Source organism: Acinetobacter sp. YH01006, assembly GCF_013420445.1.
GTDB classification, from domain to species: domain Bacteria; phylum Pseudomonadota; class Gammaproteobacteria; order Pseudomonadales; family Moraxellaceae; genus Acinetobacter; species Acinetobacter pseudolwoffii.
In genome coordinates this window covers 140,526-156,499 of record NZ_VOYB01000007.1, presented here as the reverse complement: position 1 = coordinate 156,499, position 15,974 = coordinate 140,526, and the positions used below count along the sequence as shown (strand labels likewise).

Genomic DNA, 15,974 nt, shown 5'->3' with positions numbered 1-15,974 from the left:
TGTTCAAATGGCGATTCAGCGTTTAATTGGTTTTGGGAAAAAAGAAGAGTTTAAGGAAATTTTGGCAATTTTAAGAAAGCAGAATCCTGATAGGATAAGGGTTCTGTGAAATTTGTCGTGTACAGAGAATGAATTTAATAATAAATAATCCAGCGTATAAAAATTTATTAAGTATTCTTCATTTTCTAGAGACTCATCCCGATAATTACGCACAAACTGAATCACCTCATTTATATCTAAAGGTTCTGTAATGTCAGCTAAAAAATTTGCACTCACTTCATGATGGGCTGGATGATTCTTATTAGGTGTAAAAGTAATTAATCGCTGAATTACACATCTAAACTTGTTATCACCTTGCTCATGAATAGAGAGAATAGCTTGTGCATCTTTTCGCTTTATTCTGCCTTGATAGTCTCGTTGAGGATTTATAAATTTTTCACGTAAAATCACTTTACCTTCAACCAAAACAAACTTTATTGGAAAAGGTTCTTCAGTACCATTCTCTTCTTCCAACTGAATTTCTTCTTCAGACTTGCGAACCTGATAGAGTTGTGAGGTAACTTTCCTAAGTTGATGACCATATAAATCCAGAAGAGGCTTTATTTGATCTTCATAAGCTAATTTAACCCCATTCTTCCAGTCACTTACTTGTGATTGACTACTCAATCTACACATCTTTTGTATACCGATTTGAGTATGACCATTATCCAAAGCAATCTTTATTAACTGTTTTGTTAATTTGAACTTTTTACGAGGAGCTTTTGCTTTTTGCTGTAATTGTTCACTCATTGTGACAACCGAATCTAATTTAAACAATAAGTTAAATATATGCGAAAAGTGATCTGACACAAGTGATAAATTTCAGATAATTTTAGATAAATCTAGATATTTCCAATCTAAAAAACACACTGTATTTAACGAAGTGAACAACAATCAGATTTGTAGAAGTAATTGATTACCAGTTGGATCAACTCACTTTCATACATCATTCATTAAAATCTCAATTCTTTCATTAATATAAGCTATATTTAAAAAGTTCCCTACAGCATACTGACCAAGAAAATTACAGAATATTTTGAATAAATATTCTGAAAACCTTATCGAATCAATCACTTCAACAATCACTGTCGCTAGACGATCTTCTCTAAATTTCCCAGAAATGCTTTGCATACATTTATTGATACAGGCAAAAATTAGGTTTTCTAATGACTTTATTTCTATCAAGTTATTTTTTTTCAAATATTTGCAAAGTGTTAGTTTTAGAATAGCCGATAACACAACCAAAGCTTGTTCGTAATTATTAAAGCCCAAAGGGGTTTCATTCAATAACTTTGTTAATAATATCCAATCGTTTGAATCAGTTGATTTTGCTAGTTGTATTAAGTCTTGATAGCCATAAACAGTAAAAAGTCCAAAGTTTGACCATTGAATCATGGATATTTTACGACTCTCAAAGTCCGTATAATTTCCAATAAAGCTCAAGAAATCATGTAACTTTACAACTTTAACATCATCCTGCTTAACAAATATTGTCCTTAGTGCTGAATCCAAGCATAACCAAGGAATATCATTTGCAATTGAAAGTCTTAAAGTAGATAAAACTGAAGGGCTCAAAATATCTCTTATTTCATTGGCGAAATCAGGTAAATCAATAATATTTGGAGAAATTACTATTGAATGACTAAGTAGATCGTTTAGTTGATAAATAAAAGCTGAATAACTAGTTGAAATAGTATTTGCATCTGTTTTTATTAAGGATTCTTCTGATAAAGCTATAGATAAAAACTCCTCATCAGTAACCTTATTTATCCATGCAGAAATAACATCAAAAGTTTCATTTGTTAGAAAAACTTTAACCCCTGCTGCAATTAGTGCTTTGTGGTTATCATTAAAGCATAAATAAGTGAATGAATAGGCATCTAATACAAGTGCATCACAAGCTACCGTATTACCAATAGGATTAGATAAACAGAAATTGGCTTTCTTATTCTGCAATATTTTTAAAACAGTCTCAAACTCATCATTGTTTTTAAATAAGCTACCTTTTATATACATCGATAGATCAGGATCAGAAATCAACTCTTCTGTAGTATCATCTACAGAAAAGCGTTTTAAAATTTCTTTCATATCCTCTACAACAAAGTTATCCCTAACCTTAAATGGATAAAAAGTAAAATCTGAAGAATTATGTCTATTATCATTAGTTATTTGTAATGCTATCTGGAAAATAGTTACATAAATTGGTTGTTTCTCAATTAATTTTATCTTTTGATAATTTACAATACGTTCCTCATCAATATCCATTTCAAGCAAAGAAATACCTAAATTACAATTGGCATTAACAAAATGTAAGCAATCAAAAAATTCATCAGAGACAATCAGTTTTTGCTTTCTTTCACCTTCATCTTCATAAATTACGCCAGCATAAATATTTTCATAAACTAAATCAATTACAAGCTCTTTTTTATTAGTAATTAGGGAAAAGTGCATATTACACAAATACGGAGCAACAAAATTAGGCTCCATCAAAAACAATTTCGTTATTAACTTTTCTGCATAAACAGAATCAATCTCTGTGTAAACCAAATAAATAAATCTGAAAATATTTTTAGCTCTTGGTGTTAAAATTTTTTCAGGAATATCATCTAGTATTTCTCTTGTTTGATCAACACTTTCATGTTTCAAGCTTAAAAGCAAATAATCTAACCAAATATTTAAATTATCCTTATAATAATCAACAATTCTAATATAATCATTTTTTGAATTTTCATAATCCCCTATAACACCATAATATCTCGCTCTTAATATTAAAAAGTCAGGATTAATACTATCAGAATCAATATTTTCTATATGAGACTTTAAAGTGTCATATTTTTCTAAATTCATTAGAGAATAAAGATAATACAAATAAACTCTTGATTGAGAAGGCTTTTTAGAAACAACTTTTTCCAATAATCTATTTGTATTCAAAAATTGCTGTTTTTTAAATACGAATAAATTCTCACAAAGAGTAATTATATAGAATGGGTGTATGCTTCTAAATTTCCTTTCTTTATAATCTAAAAACTTAGAAAATTCTTCTTCAAACTCATTAACATTTTTTTTATCTTTAAAAACAAAGGATCTTAAAACTAAAATTAATAAATCTTTATCAAATTTATTCTCATCTTCAACTTCCCCACATTGAGAAATCCATCTTATTAAGACCTTAAAATTAATTTTATTTAAAGCTACTGTATTTAGACAAAGAATAGCTTCTTCCAACTTTAAGGGTTTCAAATCATTTATTTTACTCAATATATCCTGATTAATTTCTACATTTTTTTCTGAGTAATTTTCTAAAGCATCAGCAACTTCACTACTTATTGGTCTAATAGCATCAATGAATTTTACAGCCACATCCAAAATATTACAGATTGAAAAATTTGATTTAATAACAAGGTTAGTCAATAGTCTCAGTGCATTCTGACTAATCTCACTCTCATCCTTAATTAATTCAAGAAATGAAAAAGCAATTGAAAAAAATTCTTCAACAATGTTTTCTTCTAAATAATCTAATGGCCTGTCAAGCTTATCCGATAAATCATCATATGAAATTGCCAACTTAAGAATTTTTAAATTTTTATCATCATCTTTTATTTTTTCTAATACGATTAGACCCTCTTTTCTCTTTTCTACTCTAGCTAATCCTCTAGCCAAAAATAACAAACCTAGTTCATCCAAAACCATTATTTTTTTAGGGAATATTTCTTTTAACTCGTCTTCATCAGCGAAATAACGAAGCTTGATGTTCTCTAAATAAACAGATCGATCTTCTGAAAAATTATTATATACCTCTAATGCTTCACTTTCAGAAGTTAAATAAGTCATTTCTACCAAAATTGATTTATAAAGATCTAAGAATTCTGGCGAACCTAAACGTATTGCCCTTTTTATAGCATTTAAATCACCTTCAACTCTTAGACTTCTTTTGGAGTTTAGGTAGATAGTCAATACTTCCAAAAGTTCGACAACTCCTGCTGATTTTGAAGGTATATGAATATTTGATTCTAGCTTGCTTTCCGCCTTATCAAATGATCCTATATTAATTAAATAATATAAGTTATAAGCAACTTTGACAAAATCAACCGCCTGCATGGACTGATTGATAATCTTATCACCCAATATATTATCACCCGATCCATTATGTGTTTGTGTGATAGATTCTGTCATAGTAGCCCCTAGATTCTAACTATTTGTCTGATTTATAAGTTACATGTTTATCACCTGCAACATTGTCGCCTGATCCTGAATGAATCTGGGTAACCTGCGTTAAAGACTGATCAATTTTTATTGCCTTTAATAAAGACATCAAGTCCTGATTTTGCTCAATTCTTCTTGCTATTCCTGTCTCATTAAGCTCATCAATATTATCGATTTGGTTAATTTCATCTACTACCTTTTGTGCAGTAGTATCATCAATCAACCAACCTTTTACTTTCGTCTTAAAATTGTCTAACGTTAGTTTTGCAGATGTTTTGACAATGTCATATACAACTCCTGACAGAATCGTAGCTGTTAAAAATGCTTCCATATTTCTTTTCTCTTTTTATCAAGTTTACAATCTATTTTTAATATGGTTTTTTTTATTTTTTTCAAGCTATTAAGGAAGTAAATTTTTAGGTAAAACATCTAAAGCTTTTGCCAACTCATAAAGTTTCTCCAAAGTAATATTTACTTCCCCCCTTTCAATACGCCCCATATAGCTACGATCTATATTACATAACAACGCAAGTCTTTCTTGAGATAGCTTTTTTAGTTTTCTCTGTTCCCGAATCTTTAAACCAAAAGAAACTGTAAGTTCTGACATATTTTGAATCAACTGCTCAAAAAACAGAACTATCACTATTTGAGGACTATATATCCACGGCTTATAATCCTCTTTTATTGTAAATTTGAAGCGTATTTCACCATGCAACTTCTTAAAATGCCTTTGTTCGAAGTATTTCTTCCTGTCATCCAATCAAATTCAATCCATAACTGGACTGCAAATGACTTTTGGAAACAAATGAAATTGAATAAAAAAGAACGTCACCGCTTTAATCGCCAACGTATGTATCGAATACTACGAAAACTTGTTGAATTTGGTTTTTTAGAGAAAGATTTAAACCTGCAACATCCTAGGTTTTCTCTGTTTAAAGAAACACCTAAAATCAATGAAATCAGATTCTTAAACAAAGAAGAATCTGATGTTTCTAAAATCAAGTTAGAGGAAGTAAAAGTCAGTTCTGAAATTATGTTTTTAGAAAAACAAGTTGAAAAATATAGAAAACTAGAACTCAGTTTTCCGAATATCTCAAACAAAATATGTGATGCAAAAGCAGTTTGCTCATCACAACTTCTTGAGTTAAAAGCATATCGCTCTGCTCTTCAGAGCGTTATCGCATCTTAGATAAATATCAAATTCGTCCAGAGAAAGGGATTTCTTTATCAAATTCTTTCAGAGTCTTTTCAGTAGTTGTATGACTGGGTAAGGCTGTTTCAGGATGAACAGGCTTATCAATATCACTTATTTGAATACCTTTTTGACGAATATGATAGGCAATCTGCTGCCATCTCTTTTTCCATTTTTTCTCTTTCTCTTCAAAGTTGCTGATTTGTATTTTTAAAGCTGCTACTTCAGCATTTAATTCATCAACAGTTTTATCTAAAACTTCTTTTGAAGTGATCTCACCTTTGGACAATGACCGCTTGGCGACATCATAAGCTGCTTTAACTGCTGGCTTTGCTTGCATTGACTGACGAGAAAATTTGAATCGCTCTTCCAAAATAGCCCAAGTTAATTTAGAACCCAAATACCCCATTGCCCATTTATTGAGTTCACGAGTAATTCTTGCTTCATCCTGTTCTGTCATACGCTGGAATTTACTAGGCATTTGAGATTTCCTCTAAATAAGCTTTTGGATCAAACTCAACGACACCGTTATCTTGCAATTGTTCTGTTAAAACATTAATTTTTTTCTTATTGTGTAATTCCCAATCCACACTTTTTTTAATGCGTGTAGATTGCATTTGCTGATGTACTGTCTCTTGTGCCTGTACTGTTATAGCTAGAATACGCTTTTGCTCATCTAAGCGCTGTTTGTCATCTTTAATCCATACATAGTCCTTACAGTCAGCAGAGCACTGTAAATGCCGCTCACAAGGCAATTGTGAGAAATTATGGATACATAATCCAGTTCCAACATCATGCACAGCTTGAACCCTAGCAGCCAACACAGCATCTTGTACATTGATAGGAAGATTAAAAATCTGATCAGCTAGTATTCCTTTAGCTTCGCCATTTTTTAACTGTTCTCTAATCATAAGCGCTTTCTTTTCAGGACTCGTATGTTGATAAGCCTTGGTATCATTAGGATCTGAGCGTCCAAACCATTCTGTTTGTAAAAGATCAGATAAACCACCTTCATCCAACATTGTATTTAGAGTATGCCTGAAATCATGTGTAGTAAATTCAGGTATATCTTCTAAACCAACATACTCTGCTACTAGATCATCAATATATCTTAAGAATGTCGTTAGCATTGAATGAGAGCATTCTACAGTTAGCCAAGAAGCAACACTCTTACCACTAGACATCGTGTAATAACGTAAAAATATTAAATCATGTAGAAAATAACTTTTTCCAAACTGATCTATATGTACAGCTCTTAAACTTTGGGGATTGAAATTGTGGCTACAATACTTTTTCAGGCCTTGAACAGTTGTATACATTTGACCTGAATTTTCATCTTCAAATACATAACCTTCCTTCAATAATCGGCTGTTTTTGCCCAATATAGATTTACTGATCTTTAATAGTTCTAAATCCTTGGAGAACAGTTGGTCAGGGCAATTTTTCAAGAATCTCCCATCAATGCCTTGTGATCGATGCATTTCTAAAGCCGTATCTCTACAATCTTCAGTAAGATATTGAATTTCTGAAATAATTTCTCTTAATAGAGCTAAAGTTTGTGAAGGCAGGTACAATTTTCTTTTAGGAGTGAAAGTATTACCTCTTGATACTTTTCTAGGGAAATATTCCAAATAAGCTACACCATCCTTATCAATTTGAATTTCTTGATTTGGTAATAAAGAAAGCTCTGAAAATCTCCGCCCCGTACAAGCGAAGAAAGTTAATAACAATATATAAAAACGGTATTTATGATCTTTTGGTACGTTTTGATATAGCTGCCCAAGCACTTTAAAGACTACTGGTGCTAATACCTTTTCATTAGTTATCAAAGTATTTGGATCATCTAATCGTTTAGTACCAATAGCATTTGCAGACGCTGGTCTTTTTTGCTTAGAATATTTGTAATTTAATAAGTTCTTACATAGACCATTTGCATCGAGATGTCCTGCAAACTCCGCAACTAATTTATGAAGACTATAAGCAAATGACTCTGAATAATCTTTGGAAATTCGATTACATGCGCGATCTAGATCTTCTCTACTAATATCGTAAATAGAGACGTTGTACTGATTTGCAAAATAGCCAATGTAACCGGCAACTGTTAGAAAACTTCGTTGATTTGATAAACCTTGTTGTTTGGCATGTAACCTCAACACAAATAAGGCTTTTGTTAGTTGTTCCCAATCACTTCCGATACGTTCTTCCCCTAATTTAGGGGGGTAACTAAAGTTTATTGCAACTGAAAGACTATTTCGTCCGCTTTGTTGCAACAAACGTCCTCCTGTTATTTCCCATAGCTCTTCATTCCATTCAATAAGTTCAAATCCATCTAGCTTTAATAATTTTGCCTTGGCAACAAGATTATTAAAGTTCACTTGTCTGTCGATTTGTAAGTTTGTTAAGAAAGGAATAACTTTTGATTTTCTTGGAACTTTTTCAGTGCTCATACATCTTCCTTCTTACAAGCTTCTGCTACCTGTGCTACAGCAAAAATAACTTCATCCAATTGAATTCCTAAACGAGCATTTTCATATTTTTCTAAGCGCTCATTCCTGCTGTTAAGTAGACTTTCAAGCACATATTCGTGGTCAGCATGCCTATAAGGCTGGAATTTTGGACATAAATAGCAAGAAAAGGGGGGATCTAAATGACATATAGAAGATTCACCACATACACCAATGTCTTCTACCTCACTCTCAATTTTATTCCCCTTAAAAACTAAATATTTTTCAGGGTTATCACCATTAGTTGCTTCTTCTGACGAGTTAATAATATGTCCAGAGAAAAAGCTTAGATATTGAGAAAATCCCTTAGCTATTGCCTTATCAAGCTGAATAACGATCTTGCCCGCTAGTTCAAAATAAACGTGTACATGCTGCGTATCAGTATGATCCAAAATTCTAGCTAAAGCAGCTTTACTGATTCCCTCAGCAGCCAAACCTGTTGCAAGGGTATATCTAAGTCTTCGAGCTGTAACATGCATTAACTCCTTTGTTAGAGGAGAAATAATATTGTGCCGTCTAACGAATCCTTTAATTAAAGAAGTGATCATTGAAGAAGAAAAGTTATAAGCATTCTCATAATCACCAGACAATATCGCAGCTTCATTACCTTTTGTATTTAAAAAAATTGGCTGAGGATTTGCTAGCTTTTTACCCTCATGATAGAGAACAGTATTACTTTCATTATTGGCTTTGATTAAGTCATAAATATATTCTGCGAAAGCTGGATCAAGAAACTCCTCAATGTAATCATCCCGTGGATTGAGTAGCCTCTTTTTAATGCGTGGAATTCTTAGGACGTAAACAGGATGATCTGATTCGGGGGTTAAATTCACCAGATCAGAATGTCTTAAATAAGTTAGATTAGCTGGATTTCGACCATAAGCAATTGAAAGAGCAATAGCAGCTTTTTCTTGTAAATGTTCAAATTCCTTGCTCTGATCTTTTTTCAAAGCTTGAATAAGTAAAGGAAGCTCTAGACTATGATTCAAAGGCCCTGAGTCTAGATCTTCCATCCGTACAGCTTCACCTTTAGGATTCCCAGGAATTGACATAGTTTCTAAAATACTGGCATAAGCTGTCGAAAAACCTAACTCGGGATAATACTCAGCACCATATAAATACCATTGGATAGGTCTATACAATGTCCATAGTTTGTGCTCTTCTCGACTTAAATTAATGGCACTTTCAACAACTGAAATTAGAGTTTCTTCAATATCTTGAGCAAGATTTATAGCTTCTATATTATTTCGGAAAAACTTTACCCAAATATCCTGAAAATGCTGTAAACCCGCATGAGTAGATACTTTTTCAATTTTTTCTATTATGAAAGATTTCAATACCCATTTAAAATTTTCATTTGGAATTTTTGAAAAATCTAATTTAGAGCTAGAGGTATCAATAGCATATGGCAAGTTCCATAAATCACTTGCTGTATTTACTCGCTTCCCTTCACGACTAATAATAAAATTAGGAATCTCTCTCCAACCATTTTCTTTAGCAAATAGATCTTGTTGCATAGTTTTAGATTCCAAAGATTTCACGTTGATATTGCCCTAAATACTTATTCGCTTCTAATTCTGTTTCTTTGAATGTATAAACATCTTGTGACGACAACGAACTATCTCCCCTCAAATAAGCTAATGCTTTTTTTCTATTGTCTTCCTCAACCCCAGCTTCTCTTAGCAAGCGCTCCATTGAAGATGAAAAAGTATGCCTTAAAGTTTTTGGACTGAAATTTTCAGGTAGAAATTTAGAGTGCTTTTCTTTCAAAATTTGAAAATATTGGGTAATTGAAGGAATTGAAAGAGGTTTACCATCTTGATTCAGAATCAAGTAATCCCATTCAATAGAAGTTTGATTTCTTTGATCTAACTTCTCTCTCCATTTTGTAATATAGATATCTAACTCTTTCGCAAGAGCTTTATCATTGATTGATAATGTACGTCCATTTCTCTTAATTTGAGGTCTTTGCTTTCTTTTGTCGTTAACATCTGGTGGACGACGATGTATTCTTATGGAAGATATACCTCCGAGTTGTACATCTTCTACTCTTAAACTCAATAGCTCCCCAGGGCGTAATCCAAAAGAAAGCATCAACATCACCATAATATAATTTCTATATTCAATTGGATTTTGACTTCCCACTTTTGGTTTAATCACCTTAATAAAATTAGATTGCTCACTACTACTTAAACCTTTACTAAGGCTTTTATTGGTTGGTGGAGAGTTTATAAAACAGCGATCAAGTAAGGAAATAAGTCTAGTCTTATATGTGACGTAGTATTGATAGTGATTTGATGTAAAAGGTAACGTCCCGATGTACATCTCAATATACCAGTCTAGAAACTGTCTAATCGTGATGAGTCTTTGATTAAACGTATCTGGCTTGACTGCAATCTTTATTGTTTTATGTCTTTTGTCATGATCTTTTCTTAGAAACTCTACAAGACTTCCTATAATTTCAGCTTCAGTAAAAGGTTTCTTCTTGATTAGCCTTTCATATAAGTCAATCTTATGAATTTGAAACCATTCGTATAATAGTTTTATCTCTCTTAAGTTCCTAATGAGCGTATTAGAACTTGCATGCCTTTTGGAGAGAATAAACTCATTTGGTAAAGGTATTGGCATACCATCATCATCCAAGAGTATAGGCAACAACTCCCCAGAACTATGCAAGATTACCTCTACGTCCATTTAACAAACTTCCCAACTTGATACTTTCTTTTACCACAGTAACTTAACAAAATAAATTATATATGCACTTTTAATTTAACATTTTGTATAGTTAAAAAAATAGCCTCAATTATTAACAAAATAAAAGAAGCTATTTTTCTATTTAAGTGATTAATATTAAATATATTTAAAACAGTTATACTTCAAATAATTTAACAAATTAATTGGATATATGATCTAAAACGGAAGATCATCATCTAAATCAGCTGCAGGCGCTGCTGTTGGTGCAGGTGCAGATTTCGGCGCAAAACCACTCGGATTATTGTTGCCATAACCACCACCCTGATTGTTATTGAAACCACCTTGCTGCGGCGCTGAACCATAACCCGACTGGGGATTATTGCCATAACCGCCACTTTGGTTGTTACTTGCCTGATTATTGTTATTAAAACGTGGCTGGTTAAAACTGTTGTCGCCCTGCTCGCCTTGTGAACGATTCGAGTCCAGCATCTGCATTTGATCACCACGGATTTCCGTTGTATAGCGCTCCTGACCATTTTGATCAGTCCACTGACGGGTACGTAATGAACCTTCAATATATACTTTAGAGCCTTTACGCAGATATTGCTGCGCAATTTCGCCTAAACGGTTATGCAACACGATACGGTGCCATTCCGTTTGTTCTTTACGTTCACCGGTACTTTTATCTGTCCACGAATCGCTGGTAGCAATCGAAAATTGAGTGAGAGAACCACCATTTGCAAAAGTTTTGGTTTCCGGATCTTTACCCAAAGTACCCACTAAAATGACTTTATTTACACCACGCATTTGCTGTTTACTTCCTATATATTTCTGTATTTTACTTTATAAGAGTTATGCTTAAATGGCTACCTCTTTACCTAACAAGTGCGTTAATTGTTGTCGCGAAGCATCATCAATCTGCTGTTTATCGACTTTTATATAGGCAACTTGCTGTTCAGCCATCACCACGACTTCTTCAATACCACGAATCGCCAAAAGCTGAGAAGTCCATTCGTCAGTTTGTCTGCTTTCCGGCAAACGCAGCACCAGTGATGAAAGATAGCGTGGCTGAGCTAGCCCGAAACTCATCAGCAGCCAAACAATCGCAATCCCGGTCAGGATACTCCAGCCCATCGAGGTATTATTGAGCAGCAACAATTGACCACCGATCATTCCCCCAAAGAAGGCACCCAAAAACTGGCTGCTAGCATTCACGCCCATTGCCGTCGCTTTAGACTGGATTGGCGCAGCTTTAGACAGCCAGGAAGGCAATAAGGCCTCCATCACATTAAAGGCAATAAAGAACAGACCCAGGCCAATGAGCAAGATATATTTGGATTCAAAACCAAAGACCATCACCATTAAACCCAGAATAATACCGCTAATCGCCACCAGAAAAATCGCGCGCATTTTGTGGTATTTTTCTGCCAGAATAATACTCGGAAAAGCAAAGAACAGACTTAGCACCAACAGGGGTAAATAGACCAAACCATGACTAGAAAGTGGCAGATCTGCAAACTCGATCAGCTGCGAAGGCACATAAATAAACATGGCTGTGAGCAATAAATGCAGGGTAAACACAGATACATGCAGACGATTCAGATCGCCAATCTGGAGCACCTGTTTCAGTTGGGTCAGATAACCCTGTTGAAAGTTTTTATGATGCCGCGTGACTTTAGGCACCATAAACAGCATCGCAATGGCAGCCAATCCCATCACCGTGGTGACCCAGAACAATCCCGAAATGCCAACCAGACCTGTCAGCCAAGGCCCGAGACTAAATGCCACCACAAAAGACAGACCAATACTCATGCCCATGATTGCCATGGCTTTCATGCGGTTTTCTTCACGCGTGACATCGGCCAGTAAGGCCATGACGACAGCGGATACTGCGCCACCGCCGGCAATGGCACGACCGATAATCACGCCATAAATGCTGTCAGACATGGCTGCAATCGCACCACCCAAGGCAAACAGCAGCAGTCCTAAAACAATCAAAGGCTTACGGCTGTAGCGGTCTGCAATCAGGCTAAATGGTATCTGTAATAAGGCCTGAGTCAAACCATAGACCCCGACCGCCAAACCGATCAGTGCAGGCGTTGCATCGTCATAGGCCTGCCCTGCCACAGAAAACACCGGGATAATCATAAACAACCCCAACATGCGCAGTGCAAAAATACTGCTCAGGGCAAAGGTTGAACGACGTTCTAAAGCATTCATCATAAATTATGGCGATTGGGTTAATTAATCTGGAGCCCAGATTATAGGACATTCAGCTCATGAAGAAGACATGAATTTTATTTGAAATAAAGATGATGCTGATCTAAAAATAAAAAAAGCGCAGCCGGAGCTACGCTTTTTATACTGCCATTTCAGTCAAATGGACTTATTGACCCAGAGCTGCCTGACGTTTTTTGTACTGAATGGATGCGATAACCGCCCAGACAATAAATGCCACACCGATCAAACCGGTCACCACTTCAGGAACATGTAAACCTGTACCGCTGGCAATCATAATAAATGCCAGTGCACCAATCGCGTAGTGCGCACCATGCTCCAGGTAGATATAAGCATCTAAAGTGCCTTTTTCGACCAGATAAATCGTAATCGAACGGACAAAGATCGCACCAATGGCCAGACCGAGCATGATCACGACAACATCTGAAGTAATCGCAAAGGCACCAATCACGCCGTCAAAACTGAAAGAGGCATCGAGGACTTCCAGATACAGGAAACCACCAATACCCGCTTTGACGACACCTGTTGGAACGCCATTGCTGTCATGACCAACGGCATTACCATGTTCATCAATTTCTGGCTCGCCACCGAGTAAATGGCTCAAGACCTGAACACCAATATAAATCACGATACCCCAGATTCCTGCCATGGTCACCACCAGACGCTTCGCTTCGTCGACATTGGCTGCCATAATCAGCAAAGCCACCAATGCTACGAATACTGACAAAGCCGGGACGCTGGCTAAATTTGCTAAACGGCGTTCAATCAGACGGAACCAGTGGGTGTCTTTTTCATTATCTAAGAAGAAGTTTAAGAACACCATTAACAAGAATGCGCCACCAAATGCCGCAATTTCCGGATGATGTTCCATTAAACGTGTGGAATATTCTTTCGGATCATTCAATGCCAGTTGAATCACTTCAACAAAGCCCATGTCTGCCGTTACCGCCACAATCACGATCGGGAAAATCAGACGCATACCGAAAACAGCAATCAAAATCCCCACGGTCAGGAACAGCATTTTCCAGAAATGATCCCAATGACGTAGTACCGAGGCATTGACCACAGCATTATCAAACGATAACGACACTTCCATAACAGCAAGAATGGCTGTAATGGTCAGTACCGTAAACATGGTCTTTAAGCCTGCTTCAGGCCCGTGGGTATAGCCCCAATATGCAGACAAACCAAGACACACGATCGTAAATACAATTGAGAAACCAAAATGTTTCAACATACACAACGACCTTGGATAAATTAAATAAATATATTGCGACCAGAGGACAGCAATATGAATGGAAAAAAGTTGGGATAATTATGAAACTTTTAGCGCATAAACCAAAGCACTTCCTGAGCTGTTTTAGCTTATTTTCTGTTTCTAAAATCTGCCGTTCTTTTCAACAGCCCGATCTTTGCTATAGTGCTGCATGGTTTAACTTGAACTGCGAAGGATTTCCGCATGAGTTTTTCACAAGAGCTATGGCAACGTAATCTAGGGCTTTATCAGAAGACCCTGGCTCTGCCCTTTAATCAGCAACTGGCACAAGGCACATTAAGCCGTGAGGCCTTTAGTCATTATGTGATTCAGGATGCACATTATTTATTGGCCTATGGCCGTGCACTGGCAGTCTGTGCCGCCAAAGCATTTGAGGCAGATGATGTGATTCAGTTTGCTGAAGCCGCCAAAATTGCGATTGTGGTGGAGCGTAGCCTGCATGACGGTTTTATGCAGGATTTTGGCATTAGCAAAGACCAGTTCGAAACTACTCCTCTGACGCTGGCTTGCCATCATTATACCTCTTATCTCACTTCAACTGCCTGGTCAGAAAGCTACCCGGTGGTGCTGGCCTCGTTACTGCCATGTTTCTGGATTTATGCAGAAGTCGGCAAAGATATAGTCGATAATTCTGCACTGAATAATCCTTATCAGGCCTGGGTGGATACCTATTCAGGCGAAGAATTCCACACGGCTGTGCGTAATGTAATTGCGACCATTGACCGTGTTGCGGCGCGCGTTGATGCCGATACGCTGGAAAAAATGCACCAAGCTTATACGCATGCGGCCCGTCTGGAATGGTTATTCTGGGACAGCGCCTTTGAGCAACGCCAGTGGCCTGGTCTGGACCAATAAGATGCACAAAAAAAGTCCTGTTTAAGACCGAAATGCCAGTCAGTTAAGAAATTGACTGGCATTTTCTTTTTTAAATTCATAATTATATTTAATAGCTGGAAAAGTCACCCACTGGGCAAAACCAAAGTAACAACTGATTTACAGGTTTTTTAATTTAAAACCTTAAGACTCCGTCGTGGATGACTAAAAAATTAAAGAGTCTATTTCTAAACGCCTTAACTGATCAGTATTACTGTTGAAGATTGGGCTTCTTTATCTTATCGATTAAAATCGGATCTATTGTCATCAATTGATCATAAAAACGGCTTAGTCTGGGAAAAGAACAACAAAACTGCTGAGTGGCGAGTAAGCTAAACCTAGCTATTCGCCACAAATTGCCGCATAATAAATGAGAATAATTATCATTTAATGGTTTAGTCCCAGAAAGAGGCATCAGATATGGACACTTTAGGTACCGAGGCGATTCGGGCATTTTTTACGGTGCAATGTTGCTGGTTGAATAATGAAGAAATTTATCTGGAACAGGGCTGTCTGGATTGTGGTTCAGCAGCAACTTACCTGATTTACCATACCAACACGCATATCCAGAAACATCTGCTGAAATTTATTGAAAAGTACCGCTGTCATCAGGCCCGTCGTAATGATTTGCTCGACCTGGATTTTTTCGAACAAGACTATGAGGGCTTTTTGCAAATTCTGGAAAATGAAGTTAATTTCTATGCACGTCTGCATCATGATATACCACGTGACACCTGCTTTGAGGATGTTGAATCGATCTTTGAACGCCGCTATGCAGCAGCTTGTTAAGAACTTCCCTCACGTCTAGTCATTCTGAACAGTGAAGCGATCTACTGTGATATTTCTCGGTATTGTGATGAATTGACCAATCACCGACATAACTTGACGTTTAAAATACTTTTATTTGCACTTGAACATTTTTCATCCGGTATCATATAAGGGTTTTTGATGAATA

Annotated in this window: 14 protein-coding genes; 3 read left to right on the top strand and 11 right to left on the bottom strand. The window is 35.8% G+C overall.

All coding sequences use genetic code 11. The annotated features are described in order from the left end of the window. Window positions 1–15: 15 nt before the first annotated feature. From FTT73_RS08425 to FTT73_RS08410, 4 genes are all read right to left on the bottom strand, one after another. The gene (locus tag FTT73_RS08425; protein WP_257232863.1) at window positions 16–789 is read right to left on the bottom strand and encodes an XRE family transcriptional regulator; all 774 of its coding nucleotides are present in this window, start codon (window positions 787–789) and stop codon (window positions 16–18) included. A 189-nt stretch (window positions 790–978) separates the two neighbouring features. After that, on the bottom strand, window positions 979–4,212 hold the full coding sequence (locus tag FTT73_RS08420; RefSeq protein WP_180191279.1) for a hypothetical protein: 3,234 nt from the start codon (window positions 4,210–4,212) through the stop codon (window positions 979–981). A gap of 19 nt (window positions 4,213–4,231) precedes the next feature. Beyond that, window positions 4,232–4,573 carry a hypothetical protein gene (locus FTT73_RS08415; protein WP_087554592.1) on the bottom strand — a complete coding sequence of 114 codons (342 nt, stop codon included), beginning with the start codon at window positions 4,571–4,573 and terminating at the stop codon, window positions 4,232–4,234. Window positions 4,574–4,642: 69 nt separating this feature from the next. Further along, window positions 4,643–4,849 carry a helix-turn-helix domain-containing protein gene (locus tag FTT73_RS08410; RefSeq protein WP_180191278.1) on the bottom strand — a complete coding sequence of 69 codons (207 nt, stop codon included), beginning with the start codon at window positions 4,847–4,849 and terminating at the stop codon, window positions 4,643–4,645. A 102-nt stretch (window positions 4,850–4,951) separates the two neighbouring features. Between FTT73_RS08410 and FTT73_RS08405 the strand changes: the two genes are divergently transcribed. Beyond that, on the top strand, window positions 4,952–5,431 hold the full coding sequence (locus tag FTT73_RS08405) for a hypothetical protein (RefSeq protein WP_087554593.1): 480 nt from the start codon (window positions 4,952–4,954) through the stop codon (window positions 5,429–5,431). A 7-nt stretch (window positions 5,432–5,438) separates the two neighbouring features. On the opposite strand, the gene FTT73_RS08400 is transcribed toward FTT73_RS08405, so the two are convergent. The 7 genes from FTT73_RS08400 to FTT73_RS08370 all read right to left on the bottom strand — a co-directional run bounded on the left by FTT73_RS08400 (window position 5,439) and on the right by FTT73_RS08370 (window position 14,107). Beyond that, entirely contained in the window at window positions 5,439–5,915 is a 477-nt protein-coding gene (locus FTT73_RS08400; RefSeq protein WP_087554594.1) for a protein kinase, read from the bottom strand. Further along, window positions 5,908–7,881, bottom strand: coding sequence for an integrase (locus FTT73_RS08395; RefSeq protein WP_180191277.1), 1,974 nt, complete (start codon window positions 7,879–7,881; stop codon window positions 5,908–5,910). Before FTT73_RS08395 ends, FTT73_RS08400 begins: the two co-directional genes overlap by 8 nt. Beyond that, window positions 7,878–9,455, bottom strand: a complete 1,578-nt coding sequence (locus tag FTT73_RS08390; protein WP_180191276.1) for a site-specific integrase — start codon at window positions 9,453–9,455, stop codon at window positions 7,878–7,880. The genes FTT73_RS08395 and FTT73_RS08390 overlap by 4 nt, the downstream gene beginning before the upstream one ends. Before the next feature lie 4 nt (window positions 9,456–9,459). Next, window positions 9,460–10,632, bottom strand: coding sequence for a site-specific integrase (locus FTT73_RS08385; RefSeq protein ID WP_087554244.1), 1,173 nt, complete (start codon window positions 10,630–10,632; stop codon window positions 9,460–9,462). A gap of 216 nt (window positions 10,633–10,848) precedes the next feature. Next, on the bottom strand, window positions 10,849–11,439 hold the full coding sequence (gene ssb, locus FTT73_RS08380; RefSeq protein WP_005095120.1) for a single-stranded DNA-binding protein: 591 nt from the start codon (window positions 11,437–11,439) through the stop codon (window positions 10,849–10,851). 51 nt (window positions 11,440–11,490) lie between these two features. Further along, window positions 11,491–12,855 (bottom strand): MFS transporter, encoded by a 1,365-nt coding sequence (locus FTT73_RS08375; RefSeq protein WP_034608840.1) that lies wholly within the window; start codon window positions 12,853–12,855, stop codon window positions 11,491–11,493. A gap of 163 nt (window positions 12,856–13,018) precedes the next feature. Then, complete coding sequence (locus tag FTT73_RS08370; RefSeq protein ID WP_180191275.1) at window positions 13,019–14,107, bottom strand: DUF475 domain-containing protein; 1,089 nt, start codon at window positions 14,105–14,107, stop codon at window positions 13,019–13,021. Between the two features lie 222 nt (window positions 14,108–14,329). Here FTT73_RS08370 and tenA point away from each other — a divergent pair, with 222 nt between their 5' ends. Together tenA and FTT73_RS08360 are read left to right on the top strand one after the other, a co-directional pair. Continuing rightward, window positions 14,330–15,001: a thiaminase II gene (gene tenA, locus FTT73_RS08365; RefSeq protein ID WP_180077989.1), complete on the top strand. Its 672-nt coding sequence runs from the start codon at window positions 14,330–14,332 to the stop codon at window positions 14,999–15,001. Window positions 15,002–15,439: 438 nt separating this feature from the next. Further along, on the top strand, window positions 15,440–15,808 hold the full coding sequence (locus FTT73_RS08360) for a hypothetical protein (protein WP_005095110.1): 369 nt from the start codon (window positions 15,440–15,442) through the stop codon (window positions 15,806–15,808). The last annotated feature ends 166 nt before the right edge of the window (window positions 15,809–15,974 follow it).